Annotated in this window: 19 protein-coding genes and 1 other RNA gene; all 20 read left to right on the top strand. The window is 37.9% G+C overall.

The window, feature by feature from the left end; genetic code table 11:
• Positions 1-292: 292 nt before the first annotated feature.
• Entirely contained in the window at positions 293-1,600 is a 1,308-nt protein-coding gene (gene rpoN / locus BLV40_RS21455) for an RNA polymerase factor sigma-54 (protein WP_090693717.1), read from the top strand.
• Positions 1,601-1,609: 9 nt separating this feature from the next.
• The gene (locus tag BLV40_RS21450; RefSeq protein ID WP_090693713.1) at positions 1,610-1,855 is read left to right on the top strand and encodes a glutaredoxin family protein; all 246 of its coding nucleotides are present in this window, start codon (positions 1,610-1,612) and stop codon (positions 1,853-1,855) included.
• Positions 1,856-1,990: 135 nt separating this feature from the next.
• Positions 1,991-3,019, top strand: a complete 1,029-nt coding sequence (gene cggR / locus BLV40_RS21445; RefSeq protein ID WP_026594090.1) for a gapA transcriptional regulator CggR — start codon at positions 1,991-1,993, stop codon at positions 3,017-3,019.
• Between the two features lie 26 nt (positions 3,020-3,045).
• Positions 3,046-4,050, top strand: a complete 1,005-nt coding sequence (gene gap, locus BLV40_RS21440; RefSeq protein WP_020061700.1) for a type I glyceraldehyde-3-phosphate dehydrogenase — start codon at positions 3,046-3,048, stop codon at positions 4,048-4,050.
• A 134-nt stretch (positions 4,051-4,184) separates the two neighbouring features.
• On the top strand, positions 4,185-5,369 hold the full coding sequence (locus BLV40_RS21435) for a phosphoglycerate kinase (protein ID WP_026594091.1): 1,185 nt from the start codon (positions 4,185-4,187) through the stop codon (positions 5,367-5,369).
• A 32-nt stretch (positions 5,370-5,401) separates the two neighbouring features.
• A complete protein-coding gene (gene tpiA / locus BLV40_RS21430) occupies positions 5,402-6,157 on the top strand; it encodes a triose-phosphate isomerase (protein WP_003201936.1) in 756 nt (251 codons plus the stop codon).
• Positions 6,154-7,683, top strand: coding sequence for a 2,3-bisphosphoglycerate-independent phosphoglycerate mutase (gene gpmI / locus BLV40_RS21425; protein WP_090693710.1), 1,530 nt, complete (start codon positions 6,154-6,156; stop codon positions 7,681-7,683). The genes tpiA and gpmI overlap by 4 nt, the downstream gene beginning before the upstream one ends.
• Positions 7,684-7,715: 32 nt before the next feature.
• Positions 7,716-9,008 carry a phosphopyruvate hydratase gene (gene eno / locus BLV40_RS21420; protein ID WP_026594093.1) on the top strand — a complete coding sequence of 431 codons (1,293 nt, stop codon included), beginning with the start codon at positions 7,716-7,718 and terminating at the stop codon, positions 9,006-9,008.
• Between the two features lie 168 nt (positions 9,009-9,176).
• The gene (locus tag BLV40_RS21415; RefSeq protein ID WP_090693706.1) at positions 9,177-9,722 is read left to right on the top strand and encodes a hypothetical protein; all 546 of its coding nucleotides are present in this window, start codon (positions 9,177-9,179) and stop codon (positions 9,720-9,722) included.
• A 301-nt stretch (positions 9,723-10,023) separates the two neighbouring features.
• Positions 10,024-10,392 carry a CidA/LrgA family holin-like protein gene (locus BLV40_RS21410; RefSeq protein WP_026594095.1) on the top strand — a complete coding sequence of 123 codons (369 nt, stop codon included), beginning with the start codon at positions 10,024-10,026 and terminating at the stop codon, positions 10,390-10,392.
• Positions 10,389-11,081, top strand: a complete 693-nt coding sequence (locus BLV40_RS21405; protein WP_026594096.1) for an LrgB family protein — start codon at positions 10,389-10,391, stop codon at positions 11,079-11,081. Before BLV40_RS21410 ends, BLV40_RS21405 begins: the two co-directional genes overlap by 4 nt.
• A gap of 93 nt (positions 11,082-11,174) precedes the next feature.
• Entirely contained in the window at positions 11,175-11,408 is a 234-nt protein-coding gene (gene secG / locus BLV40_RS21400; protein ID WP_026594097.1) for a preprotein translocase subunit SecG, read from the top strand.
• A 9-nt stretch (positions 11,409-11,417) separates the two neighbouring features.
• A complete protein-coding gene (locus tag BLV40_RS28955; RefSeq protein WP_176527754.1) occupies positions 11,418-11,624 on the top strand; it encodes a hypothetical protein in 207 nt (68 codons plus the stop codon).
• On the top strand, positions 11,590-12,330 hold the full coding sequence (locus BLV40_RS21395; protein ID WP_139265596.1) for an alpha/beta hydrolase: 741 nt from the start codon (positions 11,590-11,592) through the stop codon (positions 12,328-12,330). Before BLV40_RS28955 ends, BLV40_RS21395 begins: the two co-directional genes overlap by 35 nt.
• 328 nt (positions 12,331-12,658) lie before the next feature.
• On the top strand, positions 12,659-15,043 hold the full coding sequence (gene rnr / locus BLV40_RS21390) for a ribonuclease R (protein WP_090693702.1): 2,385 nt from the start codon (positions 12,659-12,661) through the stop codon (positions 15,041-15,043).
• A gap of 170 nt (positions 15,044-15,213) precedes the next feature.
• On the top strand, positions 15,214-15,681 hold the full coding sequence (gene smpB / locus BLV40_RS21385; protein ID WP_017153345.1) for an SsrA-binding protein: 468 nt from the start codon (positions 15,214-15,216) through the stop codon (positions 15,679-15,681).
• A gap of 127 nt (positions 15,682-15,808) precedes the next feature.
• Positions 15,809-16,167: a transfer-messenger RNA gene (gene ssrA / locus BLV40_RS21380) on the top strand.
• Between the two features lie 521 nt (positions 16,168-16,688).
• Positions 16,689-17,318 carry a TetR/AcrR family transcriptional regulator gene (locus BLV40_RS21375; protein ID WP_090693698.1) on the top strand — a complete coding sequence of 210 codons (630 nt, stop codon included), beginning with the start codon at positions 16,689-16,691 and terminating at the stop codon, positions 17,316-17,318.
• A gap of 397 nt (positions 17,319-17,715) precedes the next feature.
• A complete protein-coding gene (locus BLV40_RS28705; RefSeq protein WP_170833690.1) occupies positions 17,716-17,865 on the top strand; it encodes a glycoside hydrolase family 3 protein in 150 nt (49 codons plus the stop codon).
• Positions 17,866-18,275: 410 nt separating this feature from the next.
• Positions 18,276-19,818 (top strand): Cna B-type domain-containing protein (locus tag BLV40_RS21370; protein WP_244525438.1); only part of this gene is annotated, 1,543 nt, incomplete at its 3' end.

The following is a 19,818-nucleotide window of genomic DNA, read 5'->3' as shown; positions in this document are numbered from 1 at the left end:
AAAACAAAAGGAAATCTCCACTCGTTTTCTCCTTTTGTTCTCATTTTGCATGGGATTAAAAAAGTACTGACCGCTTCTTTTTTGATTGGTCCTCTCTTACGCTCAAAAAAAGAAAGGCTTTATGTCAGTTTATATATTTTTTTATTGTTTTCTTTCAATATTATTCATTTTGCAGTTGTAAGATGTAAACGTCATTAATACATATAAATTAATAATATTTTGGAAAGGGTATCTGCACAGGATTCTCCTTTTAAGAAACTTATTGTACAATAGAAACAAGGGGGAGATTAGATTGAAGGCAAGTCTTTTACAAGAACAAAGCTTACGTTTGGCCATGACACAAGAGTTAAGACAAGCGATTACAATGCTCCAATATAACGTGCAGGAACTATCGGAGTTTTTGTATGAGCAATCGATGGAGAATCCCCTTATTGAGTTAAATGGCTTTGAGAGGGAGAAGAAAAAGAGCTCAAGCAAAAGTAAAAGTACAAGCAAACAAGTCGATAATCAAATGGAAATTTACAGTGTGGATTCGAAAACGATTCAGCAACATTTATTGGATCAAATACAGTATTACAAAATAGATGAGCTGGAGCGGAAAACGGCTTCTTTCATCATTATGAACATGGATGGAAATGGTTATTTACAAGAAACAAATGAAGAATTAGCAGAGTTACTTGCCGTACCTATTGATATAGTAGAATGTTCTATGGAGCTTGTTCAGTCATTGGAGCCAGCAGGGGTAGGAGCGCGTAATATTCAGGAGTGTCTATCACTTCAATTGAAGCGCTTACAAAAAGGAAATGCCCTCTCAAAAATGATTGTGGATGAATATTTCGCGTATTTTATTAAGAAAGACTGGCGAAAGCTTGTTCACATCTTAAAGTGTAGTAATGAGGAATTGCAGTTAGCTGTTGATTGTATTACATCGCTTCAGCCAAAACCAGGGCTTGCATTTTCTTCTGAGAAGCCGCTTTATATTGTTCCTGATATGGCTGTGAAAAAAGAAGGAGATCGTCTCGTTTTACAAATGAATGAACGCAACATGCCGAGAATTGAAATTCATTCAGAGTATAGCGCGCTTCTTCATAATAGTGAGAGGGACGTTGCTTCATATGTATCTGAGAAGTATCAGCATGTGCAGTGGATTATGCGCAGTTTAAAGCAACGGAAACAAACGCTTTTGCAAGTCATGGAGATCATTATGAAGAAACAAAGCGATTTCTTTTGGCGGGGACCAGAGTACTTAAAACCACTTTCCTTAAAAGAAGTAGCTGAAGAACTAAGTGTACATGAATCTACAATTAGTCGTGCTACACGTAATAAATATGTACAAACGCCGCACGGATTGTTTGAAATGAAGTCATTTTTTAGCAATGCAGTGGTGACAACAGAAGATGAGGCTGTTTCTACAAAGCGTGTCAAACAATTGATTCAAATGCTTGTAGAACAAGAAAATAAGAAAAAACCACTTTCAGATCAAAAAATTTCGAAATTGTTAGAAGAACAGCATGAGATCGTTATTTCTCGTAGAACAGTTGCAAAATATCGAGAGCAAATGAATATTCCCGCTTCTTCTTTACGAAAAACAATTGGATAGGTGAAGAAGATGAAAGTTGTTTTATATACGAAAACGGACTGTGGTCTTTGTGTGAAGGCAAAACAGGTTTTGAAAGAGGTTCAAAAGGTATATTCTTTTGAAATCGAGGAAATAGATATATACGAAGATGATGAGCTTTTAGAAAAGTATCAAATTATGATTCCGGTCGTGGAAATAGACGGAAAACAGGCGGAATATGGTGTCATTCACAAAGATGTCATAATAAACTATATAAAGAATGCAGTTAAGAGTTGAATAAGTTTCTATCTCCTGTTACAATAATACACGTAGCAGGGATTATTTTTTTTAACCTAGTGGGACATAAAATGTCACTACGGGACACAAAATGACCACGAGGGAAAATGAACCGATGCAGTGAGGAGAAAAGATATGCGCTCATGGATTCGAAATACAAAAAAATTATTACCTGATTTGCTACCTGTTATGCAAACGAGAATGCAAATTCTTCAGTACATTCGCCTCATGCAGCCGATTGGAAGAAGAAACTTATCTGCAAGTCTTGGTATGACAGAACGAGTATTGCGAAGTGAAGTGCAAGTTTTGAAAGAACAAAACTTAGTTCACGTCGCATCTTCTGGAATGACTTTAACAGAAGAAGGAACAACTGTGGTTCTTGCTTTGGAAGACTTTATGAAAGAAATTTCCGGGTTAAAGGTTTTAGAAAAACAACTTAAGGAAACATTAGACTTGGATGAAGTTTTCGTTGTCCCTGGTGATAGTGACGATTCACCTTGGGTCAAATTGGAGATGGGCCGTGCTTGTGTTACTTGTATAAAAGACCGTCTGACAGCGAATAATATCGTTGCTGTGGCTGGAGGAACAACGCTAGCTGCCGCCGCGGACATGATGCAACTGGATTGCAAAGACTTACATATGCTATTTGTCCCAGCGCGTGGTGGAATTGGAGAAGGGGTCGAATTAGAGGCCAATACCATTTGTGCGAAAATGGCACAAAATACGATGAGCAATTATCGCTTATTGTATGTTCCAGACCATGTAAGCAGCGAAGCATATGCGTCCATTGTGACAGAGCCTTCCGTGAAAGAAGTTCTTGAGTTGATTCGATCTTCCAATATCGTCATTCATGGAATTGGTGATGCGTTAACAATGGCACGTCGCAGAAATACTTCGGAAGCAGATTGGATGAAAATTAAAGCAAGTGATGCAGTTGGCGAGGCTTTCGGTTATTACTTCAATGAACAAGGTAATGTCGTTCATAAAGTACAAACAGTTGGCATGCAACTGAAAGATTTACAAAACGTATCTCACGTTGTTGCAGTAGCTGGAGGATCTTCAAAAGCAAAAGCAATACAGGCTGTAATTAAACAAGGGCACACTTCGATTCTAATTACAGATGAAGGTGCAGCAAAACAATTAACAAAGGGTATTACCCTTTAATATAATCCCCCAAGGAGGAAATTCAAATGACTAAAATTGGTATTAATGGATTTGGACGTATCGGACGTGTGGTATTCCGCGCAGCTCTTAACAACCCTAACGTGGAAGTAGTAGCAATCAACGACTTAACAGACGCTAAAACTTTAGCTCACCTTTTAAAATATGACTCTGTTCACGGAACAGTAAATGCAGAAGTATCTGCTAACGGTGACAGCATCATCGTTAACGGTAAAGAAATCAAAGTTATCGCTGAGCGTGACCCAGCTCAATTACCATGGAGCGACTACGGTGTAGAAGTAGTAGTAGAATCTACTGGACGTTTCACTAAAAAAGCAGACGCTGAAAAACACTTAGGTGGATCAGTTAAAAAAGTTATCATCTCTGCACCAGCTTCTGACGAAGATATTACAATCGTTATGGGTGTTAACCATGAGCAATATGATGCAGCTAACCATAATGTAATTTCTAACGCTTCTTGTACTACAAACTGTTTAGCTCCATTTGCTAAAGTATTAAACGAAAAATTCGGTGTAAAACGCGGAATGATGACAACAATTCACTCTTACACTAACGACCAACAAATTTTAGACTTACCACATAAAGACTTACGTCGTGCACGTGCAGCAGCAATGAGCATGATTCCAACTACAACTGGTGCAGCTAAAGCAGTAGCATTAGTATTACCAGAACTTAAAGGTAAATTAAACGGTGGCGCAGTACGTGTTCCAACTGCTAACGTTTCTCTTGTTGACTTAGTTGTTGAACTTGAAAAAGAAGTAACAGTTGAAGAAGTAAATGCAGCATTCAAAGCAGCAGCTGAAGGCGAATTAAAAGGTATCCTTGGATACAGCGAAGAGCCATTAGTATCTATTGACTATAACGGATGCACAAGTTCTTCTACAATCGATGCATTATCTACAATGACTATGGAAGGCAACATGCTTAAAGTCCTTTCTTGGTACGACAACGAAACTGGTTACTCTAACCGCGTAGTTGATTTAGTAGATTACATCGCTTCTAAAGGTCTTTAATTTTTGAGTTTATAAGCTATCAATGACAAAACGAGGGAGAGGGTTTGTTCCCTCTCTCTTCTTTCGTTTTAGAAGCAAATGTGATAAGCTTTTGAATGGGTTTTGTCAATCCTAACTAGTCGGAGGGAAATCCAATGAACAAAAAATCAATTCGTGACGTAGATTTAAAGGGTAAACGAGTATTTTGCCGCGTTGACTTCAACGTACCTATGAAAGATGGCAAAGTTACAGACGAGACTCGTATTCGTGCAGCTCTTCCTACAATTCAATATTTAGTAGAGCAAGGTGCGAAAGTGATTTTAGCGAGTCACTTAGGGCGTCCAAAAGGCCAAGTAGTAGAAGAAATGCGTCTTACTCCAGTAGCTGCACGTTTAGGTGAGCTTCTTGGTAAAGAAGTGAAAAAAGCAGACGAAGCATTCGGGCCAGCTGTACAAGAAATGGTTGCAGCAATGAACGAAGGCGACGTATTAGTTCTTGAAAACGTACGTTTCTATGCGGGTGAAGAAAAGAACGATGCAGAACTAGCGAAAGAATTTGCAGCTCTTGCTGATCTTTTTGTTAACGATGCATTCGGTGCAGCTCACCGTGCTCATGCTTCTACAGCAGGTATTGCGGATTACCTACCAGCAGTATCAGGTTTCTTAATGGAAAAAGAGTTAGAAGTATTAGGTAAAGCACTTTCTAACCCAGAACGCCCATTCACAGCAATCATTGGTGGTGCGAAAGTAAAAGATAAAATCGGTGTAATTCGTCATCTATTAGACAAAGTAGATAACTTAATCATCGGTGGTGGCCTTGCTTACACATTCGTAAAAGCATTAGGACATGAAATCGGACAATCTCTATGTGAAAATGACAAAATTGACTTAGCAAAAGAGTTTATGGCACTTGCAAAAGAAAAAGGCGTAAACTTCTACATGCCAGTTGATTGCGTAATTGCAGATGATTTCTCTGAAACTGCAAACGTAAAAATTGTAGATATCGATTCTATTCCTGCTGACTGGGAAGGCGTGGACATCGGACCGAAAACAAGTGAAATTTATGCTGATGTAATTAAAAACTCTAAGCTTGTTGTATGGAACGGACCAATGGGTGTATTTGAAATGACTCCATTTGCAGAAGGTACAAAAGCAGTAGGACAAGCATTAGCAGATGCAGAAGGTACATACTCTGTTATCGGCGGTGGTGACTCTGCAGCAGCTGTTGAAAAATTCGGTATGGCTGATAAAATGAGCCACATTTCTACTGGCGGCGGTGCGTCATTAGAATTTATGGAAGGTAAAGAGCTTCCAGGTGTAGTTTGTCTTAACGACAAATAAGAAGCAGCCAAAGAAAAAGGACGGTGCAAAGCATGCGTAAACCAATTATCGCAGGTAACTGGAAAATGAATAAAACTCTATCTGAAGCAGTTAGCTTCGTAGAGGAAGTAAAGGGTCAAATCCCAGCAGCTTCAGCTGTTGATGCAGTAGTTTGCTCTCCAGCTCTTTTCTTAGAGCGTCTTGTAGCGGCTACGGAAGGAACTGACTTAAAAGTAGGTGCACAAAACATGCACTTCGAAAAAAATGGTGCATTCACTGGCGAAATTAGCCCAGTAGCACTTAGCGACTTAAAAGTGAGCTATGTAGTACTTGGTCACTCTGAGCGTCGTGAAATGTTTGCTGAAACAGACGAAACAGTAAACAAAAAGACTCTTGCAGCATTTGAACATGGTTTAACACCAATCGTTTGCTGTGGTGAAACTTTAGAAGAGCGCGAAAGCGGAAAAACATTTGATCTAGTAGCAGGTCAAGTGACAAAAGCACTTGCAGGTTTAACAGAAGAGCAAGTAAAAGCAACTGTTATCGCTTATGAGCCAATTTGGGCAATCGGTACAGGTAAATCATCTTCTTCTGCAGATGCAAACGAAGTATGTGCGCACATCCGTAAAGTTGTTGCAGAAGCTGTTTCGCCGGCAGCTGCAGAAGCTGTTCGTATTCAATACGGCGGTAGCGTAAAACCAGAAAACATTAAAGAATACATGGCACAATCTGACATCGACGGCGCTTTAGTTGGCGGTGCTAGCTTAGAGCCTGCTTCCTTCTTAGGTCTTCTGGGGGCGGTAAAATGAGAAAGCCAACAGCTTTAATCATTCTTGACGGTTTCGGACTACGTGAAGAAACTTACGGGAATGCTGTAGCACAAGCTAAGAAACCTAATTTCGATGGTTACTGGAACAAGTTCCCTCACACAACGCTTACAGCATGTGGTGAGGCAGTAGGTCTTCCAGAAGGTCAAATGGGTAACTCTGAGGTTGGTCACTTAAACATTGGTGCTGGCCGCGTAGTATATCAAAGCTTAACACGTGTGAACGTTGCAATTCGTGAAGGTGAGTTCGACAAGAACGAAACTTTCCAAAATGCAATTAAAAGCGTAAAAGAAAAAGGTACAGCTCTTCATTTATTCGGTTTACTTTCTGATGGTGGTGTGCACAGTCACATGAACCACATGTTTGCTCTGCTTCGCTTAGCAGCAAAAGAAGGTGTGGAGAAAGTATACATTCATGCATTCTTAGATGGCCGCGATGTTGGACCACAAACAGCAAAAGGTTATATCGATGCAACAAATGAAGTAATTAAAGAAACAGGAGTAGGACAATTCGCGACTATCTCCGGTCGTTATTACTCCATGGACCGTGACAAGCGTTGGGATCGCGTAGAAAAATGTTACCGTGCTATGGTGTATGGCGAAGGCCCTACTTACAAAAATGCATATGAGTGCGTAGAGGACTCTTATGCAAATGGTATCTATGATGAATTCGTATTGCCGTCTGTAGTTGTGAATGAAGATGAAACGCCAGTTGCAACAATCAATGATGATGATGCAGTTATCTTCTATAACTTCCGTCCAGACCGCGCAATTCAAATTGCACGTGTATTTACAAATGAAGACTTCCGTGAGTTCGATCGTGGTGAAAAAGTACCTCGCATTCCAGAATTCGTTTGTATGACACACTTTAGTGAAACTGTAGATGGTTATGTGGCATTCAAGCCAATGAACCTTGATAACACATTAGGTGAAGTTGTTGCGCAAGCGGGATTAAAGCAACTTCGCATCGCGGAAACTGAAAAGTATCCGCACGTTACATTCTTCTTTAGCGGTGGTCGTGAGGCTGAATTCCCAGGAGAAGAGCGTATCTTAATTAACTCACCGAAGGTTGCAACATATGACTTGAAACCTGAAATGAGCATTTACGAAGTAACCGACGCTTTAGTAAATGAAATCGAAAATGATAAACATGACGTTATCATTCTTAACTTTGCAAACTGTGATATGGTTGGCCATTCTGGGATGATGGAACCAACAATTAAAGCAGTAGAAGCAACTGACGAATGTTTAGGAAAAGTTGTAGAAGCGATTCTTGCAAAAGATGGTGTAGCACTTATTACTGCTGACCATGGTAATGCTGATCAGGAGTTAACTTCTGATGGACAGCCAATGACAGCTCATACAACGAACCCGGTTCCTTTCATCGTTACGAAAAATGATGTTGAATTACGTGAAGGTGGCATCTTAGGAGATATCGCTCCAACAATGCTTACACTTTTAAATGTGGAACAACCGAAAGAAATGACAGGTAAAACAATTATTAAATAATTAAATTGTATATATAAAAGGAGAGAAATTATATGTCAACAATTATTGATGTTTATGCTCGCGAAGTCCTTGACTCTCGTGGTAACCCAACTGTAGAAGTAGAAGTTTACACAGAAAGCGGCGCATTCGGACGCGCTATCGTACCAAGTGGTGCATCTACTGGTGAGCACGAAGCAGTAGAATTACGTGACGGTGACAAATCTCGTTACCTTGGTAAAGGTGTTGTTAACGCAGTAAACAACGTTAACGAAATTATCGCTCCAGAAATCGTTGGTTTCGACGTAACTGACCAAGCTGGTATCGACCGTGCTATGATCGAATTAGATGGCACTCCAAACAAAGGTAAACTAGGCGCTAACGCTATCCTTGGTGTATCTATGGCAGTAGCTCACGCAGCAGCTGACTTCGTAGGTCTTCCACTATACCGTTACCTTGGTGGATTCAATGCAAAACAATTACCAACTCCAATGATGAACATCATCAACGGTGGTTCTCACGCTGATAACAACGTTGACTTCCAAGAGTTCATGATCTTACCAGTTGGTGCTCCAACATTCAAAGAATCAATCCGTATGGGTGCTGAAGTATTCCATGCATTAAAAGCTGTATTACATGACAAAGGTCTTAACACTGCAGTAGGTGACGAAGGTGGATTCGCTCCAAACCTTGGTTCTAACCGTGAAGCATTAGAAGTAATCATCGAAGCTATCGAAAAAGCTGGTTACAAAGCTGGCGAGAACGTATTCTTAGGAATGGACGTTGCTTCTTCTGAGTTCTACAACAAAGAAACTGGTAAATATGACCTTGCAGGCGAAGGCCGTAGCTTAACTTCTGCAGAAATGGTTGATTTCTACGAAGGTCTTTGCAACGACTTCCCAATTATCTCTATCGAAGATGGTTTAGACGAAAACGACTGGGATGGCCACAAGTTATTAACTGACCGTCTTGGCAAAAAAGTTCAATTAGTTGGTGACGATTTATTCGTAACGAACACGCAAAAACTTGCTGAAGGTATCGAAAAAGGTATCTCTAACTCAATCTTAATTAAAGTTAACCAAATCGGTACTTTAACTGAGACTTTCGAAGCAATCGAAATGGCTAAACGTGCTGGTTACACAGCAGTTGTATCTCACCGTTCTGGTGAAACTGAAGATGCTACAATCGCTGACATCGCAGTTGCAACTAACGCTGGCCAAATCAAAACTGGTTCTATGAGCCGTACTGACCGTATTGCTAAGTACAACCAATTATTACGCATCGAAGACGAACTAGGCGAAATCGCTGTTTACGATGGTTTAAAATCTTTCTACAACCTAAAAAAATAATTTAAACGTAATTTTTAATCGTTTAAATTAAATGATAAAAACCTCCTATTTGTGATAGGGGGTTTTTATATGTTTGTAATGCATATGAGTAAATGTTAATAAGAGAATCTAATATAATGAACCTGTGATATAAATAAAAAATATTTAATCGAGAGAGGGAATAGAGTGATGGGAATGTTTAAACTGAGTACAGCAATAGATAGTGAAGAATCTAACGAAATTACAGAATGGTTAGAAAAATATATCTTTCCAATTGATTTTATAGAAGACTGCTACTTTGATGTAAACACTATTTTATATTCAGTCAATCTAGCCAAACATTATACAACATTCTATTCAATTGTCCACAACCCTAAACCGGCGGCTTTTTGTCCAGAAGAGCTAAATGCAGCTATATTGGAAGGGTGTAGAAAAACAGGTATAAATGAAGGATGCTACTATTTTAACGTAAATGTTCACGATAATATTGCAAGGGTAGTAGAAAGTATTGGGACATATAGCTTAAAGAGAGCGGAAAAGAATTATGCACTATTTCCATTGTATTACTTATTAACAGAAAACAGAGCAGTTGAAGGAGGGACAAGTTACACTGGGCTTATTGGAAGAAATAAAGATTGGATGTTAACAATCGAATTTGCAAGCAAGATAAATTTCATAGTGCATGGGAGTAAAGAGTTTTGTGATGTAGTACATCAGGCACTATATAAAATATAAATCAAAACATAAAAAGAACAAGAAGACATTACTTCTTGTTCTTTTTATGTTTTGAGAACATCCAATTTGATGGAGATTGCTTTCTTAAAATAGCAACTCATAAAATTCAGAAAATAAAAACTTTATATTTTAGGTCAATGTTTTTGACGTAAATTCCGCTCAAAAACGCAGTCATATCAAGGGTGTAAGCGTGTAACATATGCCGTTTTTGTTGTCAAGTTGATAAATTGCAGGTTTTTACAATGTATACTATGATAAAGATATAAAACAGAAGATCGTATAAACATGAGGGATGATGAACATGAAATTTACAAAGATTATTGTCCAAGTTGCAGCTCTTTACGTGTTTTACATGATTGGAACATGGGTACAAGAAATGGTAGATATTCCGATTCCAGGAAGTTTGATTGGGATGTTTCTATTACTTATTTTACTCAGCATGAAGGTTCTTCCTGTGAAATGGTTTGATTTAGGAGCAGAAACACTCGTTGCTATTATGCCGTTTTTATTGATTCCGCCAACGATTGGCCTAATGAATTACGGTGCTTTTTTTATGAGTAAAGGAATTTCTCTTTTCATTACGATTGTAGCGAGTACATTTTTAATTATTATTGTCGCAGGACATACAGGACAATATCTTGCGAATAGAAAGGAAAAAGAAATGCGATGAGTCAAATATTAATCGGAATTGGTTGGGTTATTCTTACATTGTTATTATATCAATTATCTAAAAAGATTTATAAAGTATTACCAACACCATTTACCATTCCAATGCTTGTAGCGACAGCATTAATGATTGTCTTGTTACTTGTGCTGGATATACCATACCAAGCATACATGCAAAGTGGTGGCGGCTGGATTTCGAAACTGCTTGGTCCAGGTGTTGTAGCATTTGCAATTCCACTATATAAACAGCGTCATGTGTTGCAAAAATATGTTGTACCGATTGCGGGTGGTGTATTAGTCGGAACAACGGTTGCGATTGCAAGTGACCTAGTGATTGCAACGCTTATGGGGACAGATAAAAGCTTAATTTTATCTTCTTTACCAAAATCCGTAACAATGCCAGTTGCCATGAGTGTATCTGAGCAAGTTGGCGGCGTTCCATCATTAACAGCAGCGTTCGTTGTTGTAGCAGGGATTACAGGAACAATTACGGGTCCTCTTTTATTGAAATGGAGCCGCGTTACAAATTCTGTTGGTAAAGGAATCGGTTTTGGATGTGCATCACATATTATGGGTGTGATGAGAGCGATGAAAAATAATGAACATGAAGGTGTCATTGGATCGGTAACAATGACATTGACGGCTATTTTAACTTGTTTACTAGGACCGTTATTTGCGGGCTTGCTTATATAATATGGAAAAGTGAGAGTCATCGAACAGCTCTCGCTTTTCTATTAGATTTGTGCTACAGTTAAATTAACTGAATCTTTGTAGGAGGTACGCCGAGTGCATACGTTATTATCAGTTTTACTTATTATTGTATCGATTTTAATGATTGTTTTAGTAATTATGCAGTCTAGTAATAGTTCAGGCCTTTCAGGTGCAATTTCAGGCGGTGCAGAGCAATTATTTGGTAAACAAAAAGCACGTGGAATTGAAGCGATATTAAACCGCATTACAGTTGTTGTAGCTGTACTATTTTTCGCACTAACAATTGGAGTTACTTACTTAAGCATATAAGTAAAGGCCTTGCGTTTTACAGATATGGAAAGAGAAGAAGCGTTTGCACATTCGTGTGAATGGTTCTTCTTTTTTATTATCGAGAAAAAGTTTCTAATTAGATTATGGAAATGGAACTATGGTAAACTAAGGATAGAAACAATACGACTAGATTACAGAAGAGAAAGAGGAGAAGAAGATGATGAAATTAGCATCTCCGAAACCATTTACATTTGAGGGTGGGGACCGTGCTGTTTTATTACTACATGGATTCACGGGAAATTCAGCTGATGTACGTATGCTCGGGCGTTTTTTAGAGAAAAAAGGCTATACTTGCCACGCCCCAATTTATAAAGGTCATGGTGTACCACCAGAGCAGCTTGTTCACACAGGCCCTGAAGATTGGTGGAAAGATGTTATGGCTGCTTATCAACATTTGAAAGATCTAGGATATGAGAAAATCGCGGCTGTTGGATTATCGCTTGGTGGTGTATTCTCATTAAAACTTGCTTATACATTACCGATTTTAGGGGCTGTTCCAATGTGTGCGCCAATGTACATTAAGAGCGAAGAAATTATGTACCAGGGGATATTGGCATATGCACGTGAATATAAAAAGCGTGAGCAGAAGTCACCAGAACGAATTGCAGAAGAAATGATGGAATTTAAAAAGACACCAATGAATACATTAAAAGCACTGCAAGACTTAATTCGTGACGTACGCAATAATGTCGATATGATTTATGCTCCAACATTTGTTGTACAAGCACGCCATGATGAAATGATTAATACAGACAGTGCAAACATTATCTATAACGGTGTAGAATCCACGTTAAAAGAAATTAAGTGGTATGAAGACTCTACTCATGTTATTACGCTTGATAAACAGCGTGATGAGCTACACGAAGATGTATATAACTTCTTGGAGCAACTAGATTGGTGAAATCTGGTTGCCTCTTTTTTTCATGAGGTATGAAAACCATTCTTTTTAGGGTGGGAGAGGACCAGGTGATGGATAAGTGGTCAGCGCTTTTTTTCGCACCGTGCCGCGTAAAAATAGAAGGAGAAAACGAGTGGGAATCTTCTTTTATGTTCATAGCCGGAACTTAGGTTCAAATAAATCGAAGTTGATATAGAAAGAAAGGTTTAAGATGAGGATTCCGCAGCAGAATAAATGATGAAAAACGAGTGTTTATAGAAGTTTCACTTTATACATCCATCATCTTTCGGATACACTAGATAATATGAGGATTTAAAGGAGGTATTTGTGCTTGGAAGAGATTATTCAAGAACATATTGATAAGTTGTTGTTATTTATGAAAGAAGAAGCGTATAAACCGCTAACGATACAAGAATTAGAAGAGGCATTTGGTATTGTAGATTCCGCTGGCTTTAAAGATTTTGTAAAAGCCCTAGTTATGATGGAAGAGAAAGGACTTGTTGTTCGTACACGTAGCAATCGCTACGGCCTTCCAGAAAAGATGAACTTAGTGCGCGGTAAATTAATTGGACATGCACGTGGTTTTGCTTTTGTTGTCCCAGAAGAGAAGAAAACAGGGGACGATGATATTTTTATTCCGCCTACAGAATTAAATGGTGCACTTCATGGCGATACAGTATTAGCACGTATTAATTCACAATCTAGTGGATCACGCCAAGAAGGTACAATCATTCGTATTGTAGAGCGCGGTACGAAGGAGTTAGTTGGTACATATACAGAGTCAAAAAATTTCGGATTTGTTCTTCCAGATAATAAACGCTGGACAAGTGATATTTTTATTCCGAAAAGTGCATCTATGGGTGCGGTAGAAGGGCATAAAGTTGTTGTGAAAATTACAAGCTATCCGCAGGATCGTTTAAGTGCGGAAGGTGAAGTGATTCAAATTCTTGGTCATAAAAATGACCCAGGGGTAGATATCTTATCTGTTATTCATAAACATCACTTGCCACTCGCATTCCCAGAAGATGTAATGGAACATGCGAACAGTGTACCAGAAACGATTTCAGAAGAAGATTTAAAAGATCGCCGTGACCTTCGTGATCAAATGATCGTTACAATTGACGGCGCAGATGCAAAAGATTTAGATGATGCTGTTACAGTAACAAAACTTGAGAACGGTAATTATAAACTTGGCGTTCACATCGCGGATGTAAGTCATTATGTCCATGAAGGATCTCCGATTGATGTGGAAGCAGCAGAAAGAGCAACAAGTGTGTATCTTGTTGACCGTGTAATTCCGATGATTCCGCATCGTTTATCAAACGGAATTTGTTCATTAAATCCGAAAGTGGATCGTCTTACACTATCTTGTGAAATGGAAATTAACAATCTTGGTGATGTTGTTAGCCATGAAATTTTCCAAAGTGTTATTAAAACAACAGAACGTATGACGTACGCTGATGTAAGAAGTATTTTAGAAGATGAAGACGAAGCGTTAATTGAGCGCTATGAACCGTTAGTACCAATGTTCAAAGAAATGGGGCAGTTAGCACAAATCTTACGTGAAAAACGTATGAGACGCGGTGCAATTGACTTTGATTTTAAAGAAGCAAAAGTATTAGTAGATGAAGAAGGCAAACCAACAGATGTTGTTATGCGAGACCGTTCTGTATCAGAAAAGTTAATTGAAGAGTTCATGCTTGTAGCGAACGAAACTGTGGCCGAGCATTTCCACTGGATGAACGTACCGTTTATGTACCGTGTCCATGAAGATCCGAAAGAAGACAAATTAGAGCGTTTCTTCGAGTTTGTCACAAACTTCGGTTATGCGGTAAAAGGACGTGCGAATGAAATACATCCTCGTGCCCTGCAACAAATTCTTGAAATGGTACAAGGCCAACCTGAAGAAGTGGTTATTTCAACAGTTATGCTTCGTTCAATGAAACAAGCTCGTTACGATGCAGATAGCCTAGGACACTTCGGATTATCAACGGAATTCTATACGCATTTCACATCACCAATTCGTCGTTATCCAGATACGATTGTGCATCGATTAATTCGTGAATACATTATTAACGGTAAAATCGATAATGAAACACAAGCAAAATGGCGTGAAAAGTTACCGGATATTGCAGAGCATTCTTCTAATATGGAACGTCGTGCTGTTGAAGCGGAACGTGAGACAGATGAATTGAAAAAAGCTGAGTATATGCTTGATAAGATCGGTGAAGAGTACGATGGTATGATTAGTTCTGTAACAAACTTTGGTTTGTTCGTAGAGCTTCCAAATACAATTGAAGGTCTTGTTCACGTTAGCTATTTAACGGATGATTACTACCGTTATGACGAACAGCACTTCGCGATGATTGGAGAACGTACAGGTAACATTTTCCGCATCGGTGATGAAATCACAATTCGCGTTATTAATGTAAACAAAGATGAGCGTGCAATTGATTTTGAAATCGTCGGCATGAAAGGTAGCCCAAGACGCAAATTCAAAGATCGTCCGGTTGTGATTGAGCAGCCAAAAGGCGGTAGAAAGAGACGTAATGGTCGCGGTAGCGAAGAACGTGGTAATGGTCGCAAAAATGAACGCGGCAGCCGCGGAAAAGGAGCTTCTGGTCGTCCGGGGAAAAAGGATGGTAACGGTAAAAAGAAAAAGCCATTCTTTGAAAATGTCCCAGGATTTAAGAAGAAAAAGAAAAAGCGTAAGTAAGAAAGGGTGGCTTCGCTTGGCACATAAGCGAAGCCACTTCCGCTTTTTAATAATCCAGCTCCAGTGGCTAGAATGTTCGACGGCTTCGCTTCTTCCACACATTCTGAGCGAGCCACTTCCATCTTTTAATAACTTTTGTTAAAATAGTACAAATAGAGGAGGGACGTTAGATGCCAAAAGGTAGCGGTAAAGTTATTGCACAAAATAAAAAAGCATTTCATGATTATTTCATCGATGAAACATACGAAGCAGGGCTTGTCCTTCAAGGAACGGAAATTAAGTCTATTCGCGCTGGACGTGTTAACTTAAAAGATGCTTTCGCACGTGTACATAATGGTGAAGTTTGGGTACATAATATGCATATTAGTCCGTATGAACAAGGGAATCGTTTCAATCATGATCCGCTTCGCACAAGAAAATTACTTCTTCATAAGAAAGAAATCCAAAAGCTAATCGGTTATTCAAAAGAAACAGGTTATACGCTTGTTCCAGTTAAAATTTATTTGAAAAATGGATTTGCAAAAATGGCACTTGGTTTAGCAAGAGGTAAGAAACAATATGATAAGCGTCATGATTTAAAAGAGAAAGAAGCAAAACGTGAAATTGCTCGCGCGTTCCGCGATCGTCAAAAGATGTAATACAGAAATTTACATTTGTAAAATAACAAACGTATGATATAATAATTTTTGTAAGGCCAGTTGAACATTGAAAAACAGCTCATGAGTAGCTATCACGAATATACTTCGTATGCTCCATTTCTTATATGGGGACGTTACGGATTCGACAGGGGTAGTTTGAGCTTAAGTTGCGAGTCGAGGGGATCGGCCTCGTTAAAACGTCAAAGCCAATAACTGGCAAACAACAAAACAACTTCGCTTTAGCTGCTTAATACAGCTTAGCGGTTCCTCCCTCCATCGTCCATGTGGTAGGGTAAGGGACTCAAACTAAGTGGACTACGCCGGAGTTCGCCGTCTGAGGGCGAAGGAAGAGAATAATCAGACTAGCGACTTGGAAGCCTGTCGATAGGCCGAAGAGTTTGCGAAATGCCAATATATCGACTATGCTCGTAGAAGCTTAAGTGCCAATACTTTTGGACGTGGGTTCGACTCCCACCGTCTCCACCAATACATATTTGGTGGTTTTTTTATTTTGTGTGATAAGAACCATAAGTTTGCCGGAACGGCAAGCTTATGGTTCTTTTTGTTTGCGGCAAACTTATGGTTCTAAAAATGGAGTATATCTAATTATCTATAGGTATTAGTGGGTATGTTATGATTTGAAAATTAAATTTGGTTACACACTTGTTATTATTGAATTCATAAAACAAAGAAGATTTATTTTTGGACGAATATGAGATAATTGTTAATTTGTAACAAAGATTGATAATTTATATTTACGTTTGATAAAAATAGCCACTAAGTATAGTTTTATTCGGGATTTCAAACTGTTTTTTATCAATAAGTGAAAAGACAGAGTTTGAAGATAGGGGAACTTATTATAAACCTTTGTTGTTTGTATTTGTAATTTATGATAAATTCATAAAAGTAATATTGATATATATCAATGAAACACATTGTAGGAATTTAACAAAATAATATTGTAATTTTGATTTTATGTGTTTAGTAAATATCGGGAGTTGTTTAGGTTGAGCTCGAAATGGAATGAGGAATTAGAGGAGCAAAGAAATAAACGTCGTAAAGAAGTGCTGGCAGCATCAAGGAAATTATTTTTGGAAAAAAATTTCCTGAAAGTGAACATGAGTGATATAGCTAGTGAATCTGGAATTAGTAAAGTTACGTTATATAAATATTATAAATCTATTGATGAAATCGCCTTCGAAGTACATAATATGTTGTTTTTTGAGATGAAAGAGCTTTTTGTAGGTTTTTCAGATGATGTTCCAGCTTACGAACAGATTCTATTATTTTTAAAACGTTGTCTTGATTTTCTTAAAACAAAAAGGGATATTCTTCGATTTCAAGCTTACTATCGAACACAATATCCTGAAATCATAGAAGTCCGATCGGTGCAAGAGAAAATTTGGGGAATCGTAGAGGTTTTATATCTACTATTTGAGCGAGGGCAAAAGGAAGGAAACATTCGGACAGATATTAGTGGAAAAGAACTATTTATATGGACTGCTAACACTCTTATGGCAATGGCTCAGCGTCTTGCAACGAGAGAGCGCTATTTAGAAAAAGAAACATGCGTTTCAGCTGAACGGATGATGGAAATGACAATTGAATCGATTGCAAATTACATAAAAAAGAGCTAATTGATACTTTAAGCATCAATTAGCTCTTTTTTTATTTTTAAAAAGAATAAATTGCCAAATATTAATGATTTTGGTACTATTAACTTCGAGTTAACAGTCTTTTCTTGTAGTTAACAGAGTGGGACGGAGTGGAAAAATGAATAATACAGTATTTCCTAATGGTTTTTTGTAGGCATCTGCGACTGCAGTTCATTAAATAGAAGGATTAAATTTGAATAGTGATAGTTGGATGGAAGAACATACAAGTAGTTTTTCATATATAGTTCCTTTTGGTGATGGGATTGACCATTATCTCAGGTACAGGGAAGAGATCGGAATTTTTAAGGGTTTGGATTGAATCGTTATCGAGTCTTAATTAAATGTAGAAGGATCGCACCTGAAGAAGGATACCCTTCTATTGGAGCGATTAATCGAGAAGGTAGCGAAAGTCCAAAGTAATAGTATTGTAGTTTCGAATCCTAGCGGGAAATTAGCAGAGACATTTCCGAAAGAGTTAAACGATAATTCTTCGTACAAAAAATTCTTAGACGAAGCAGATAGAATATGATGAAAGTATTTTTTAGGAATATCATTAATATGACAAGAAAAATGTTGAGCCATTATTTTCATTTTAATATTGAATTCATATATAAATAAAAATTTAAAGGGTATTAATTGTAATAGGAATCTGATTTACGCCCCTTAAAGGTCGGACATCATACTTTTAAATGTAAAAACAGCGAGAATCATAGGATAGATAAGGAATACTTATATGGATGAAAGTGTTACTTTATCTAAACAGTAGCAGGATTCAAAAAAGAGAACAGACGGTAAGATTTATTGCTAAATCATTAATATATATCAGTGACATTGAATAATAGAATAATTGCTATAACGGAATGTACCCATAGCAACAATAGGAGAGAATGTATGTATTTAAAAAGGATAACTTCGATTTTTTCAATTATAATGATTTTTATGTTTACTATAGGTCAGAGTTTGTTGCCTATAATAGCAAGTGCACAAGAGTTAAGTACAACAGGATTTGTGGATAGTTTTACGATTGATAAAAAAACGATGAAGCAAGGGGATAAGGCTAAAATAAATGTAACCTTCAGTGATAAATCTGGAAATAATATGAAGCCTGGAGATACGCTAACATTAGCACTGCCTCGAGAGTTAACGGGATTTGAGGGAACGATTCCATTAAATGATGAGCAAAGGAATAATTTTGGTTCTTGTAAAGTAACTGCAGGTAAAGTGGTATGTACATTTAATGATATGGTGGAGAAACTTCAAAATATCAGAGGACATTTTTATTTTACTGTTCAAGCTAATGGTGTAGGACAAACAACAAATGTTGAAACAAATTTAGGTACGAATTTAGATAAACAAACTGTCACGATTATTAGCTCTAGCGGTGGTAGTACAGGGTCTGACCCATTTGTCGGCAAAACGGGTTATATCCAACCAAGTAAACCCGATGAAGTGCGTTGGGGTTTGAGGATAAACAACAAGAAAGAGTATTTAGGTAGAGATATTGTCGTGTCTGATAGTTTGCAGGAAGGTCAAACACTCAATAAAGATAGTTTTCGAATAATAGTTAATGACAGAGAGGAGTTAACTATTAAACAATTTCAAGATCAACGTTATGGATATGTTAAGTTTAATGACGACAATCGATCATTTCAAGTCGTGATTAACTGGAGTATGGGAAGTGCAAGGTCTTTTAACGTTTCTTATGCAAGTATTATAACAGAAAGCGGAAAGAGCCAAGAATCTTTCAAGAATAATTATAAGGCTGATTATCAGCTTCTACATAAACAACCGGTTTCTCAGTCGGGTACTGCTACAGTCGAAAATATAACATCTGGCAGTGGCATTCAAGGCGATTTACCTCCTAAAGGAACGTTAAGAATTGTTAAGCATCTTGAAGGTGATGAAGAAAAAGTAATACCGAACGTCTCGTTTAAGTTGTATAAAGAATCGGGAGAACAAATTGGAGATGTTTATAAAACAAATGACAAAGGGATAATTGAAATTTCTGATTTACAACCAGGTAAATATTATGTGCAAGAAGTTTCAGCCCCAAATTATATTGACTTTGATCCTCAGAAAAAAGTAAGTTTTGAAGTTAAATCAAATGAGGCAAATGGAGTTAAGTTGCCGATTTCAAATAAAGTGAAAACTATATCCATTTCAGGAACAAAAACATGGAAAGGCGATAAGGTAAAAGATCGTCCAGGAACAATTAAAGTAGACTTATTACAAAATGGGAAAATAATTACAACTAAAGAAGTATCGGCAGCAAGTGATTGGAAATATGAGTTTAACAATCTAGCGGCATACGACTCGGATGGGAAAGAGTATAAATATGAGGTAAGAGAACACCCTGTAGAGGGATATCAATCTAAAGTTAAAGGATATGATATTGTAAATACAAAAATACACGATGCACTACAAGACGAAGAAGTACCAGGTGGATGGGAAACGATTGGTGAATTAGAAGGGCAACAGGCTC

Origin of the sequence: Bacillus sp. 166amftsu (assembly GCF_900107445.1) — a bacterium.
In the GTDB taxonomy this organism is placed as follows: domain Bacteria; phylum Bacillota; class Bacilli; order Bacillales; family Bacillaceae_G; genus Bacillus_A; species Bacillus_A arachidis.
Note: the sequence above shows the minus strand (reverse complement) of the source record. Positions and strands in the feature narration are given on the sequence as shown.

Coding starts and splice junctions, on each gene's coding strand:
- gpmI (WP_090693710.1), top strand. CDS start 6,154: ATGAGAAAGCCAACAGCTTTAATCATTCTTGACGGTTTCGGACTACGT.
- BLV40_RS21395 (WP_139265596.1), top strand. CDS start 11,590: ATGAAATTAGCATCTCCGAAACCATTTACATTTGAGGGTGGGGACCGT.
- smpB (WP_017153345.1), top strand. CDS start 15,214: ATGCCAAAAGGTAGCGGTAAAGTTATTGCACAAAATAAAAAAGCATTT.
- BLV40_RS21435 (WP_026594091.1), top strand. CDS start 4,185: ATGAACAAAAAATCAATTCGTGACGTAGATTTAAAGGGTAAACGAGTA.
- gap (WP_020061700.1), top strand. CDS start 3,046: ATGACTAAAATTGGTATTAATGGATTTGGACGTATCGGACGTGTGGTA.
- BLV40_RS21405 (WP_026594096.1), top strand. CDS start 10,389: ATGAGTCAAATATTAATCGGAATTGGTTGGGTTATTCTTACATTGTTA.
- cggR (WP_026594090.1), top strand. CDS start 1,991: ATGCGCTCATGGATTCGAAATACAAAAAAATTATTACCTGATTTGCTA.
- tpiA (WP_003201936.1), top strand. CDS start 5,402: ATGCGTAAACCAATTATCGCAGGTAACTGGAAAATGAATAAAACTCTA.
- BLV40_RS21415 (WP_090693706.1), top strand. CDS start 9,177: ATGGGAATGTTTAAACTGAGTACAGCAATAGATAGTGAAGAATCTAAC.
- BLV40_RS21410 (WP_026594095.1), top strand. CDS start 10,024: ATGAAATTTACAAAGATTATTGTCCAAGTTGCAGCTCTTTACGTGTTT.
- BLV40_RS21450 (WP_090693713.1), top strand. CDS start 1,610: ATGAAAGTTGTTTTATATACGAAAACGGACTGTGGTCTTTGTGTGAAG.
- eno (WP_026594093.1), top strand. CDS start 7,716: ATGTCAACAATTATTGATGTTTATGCTCGCGAAGTCCTTGACTCTCGT.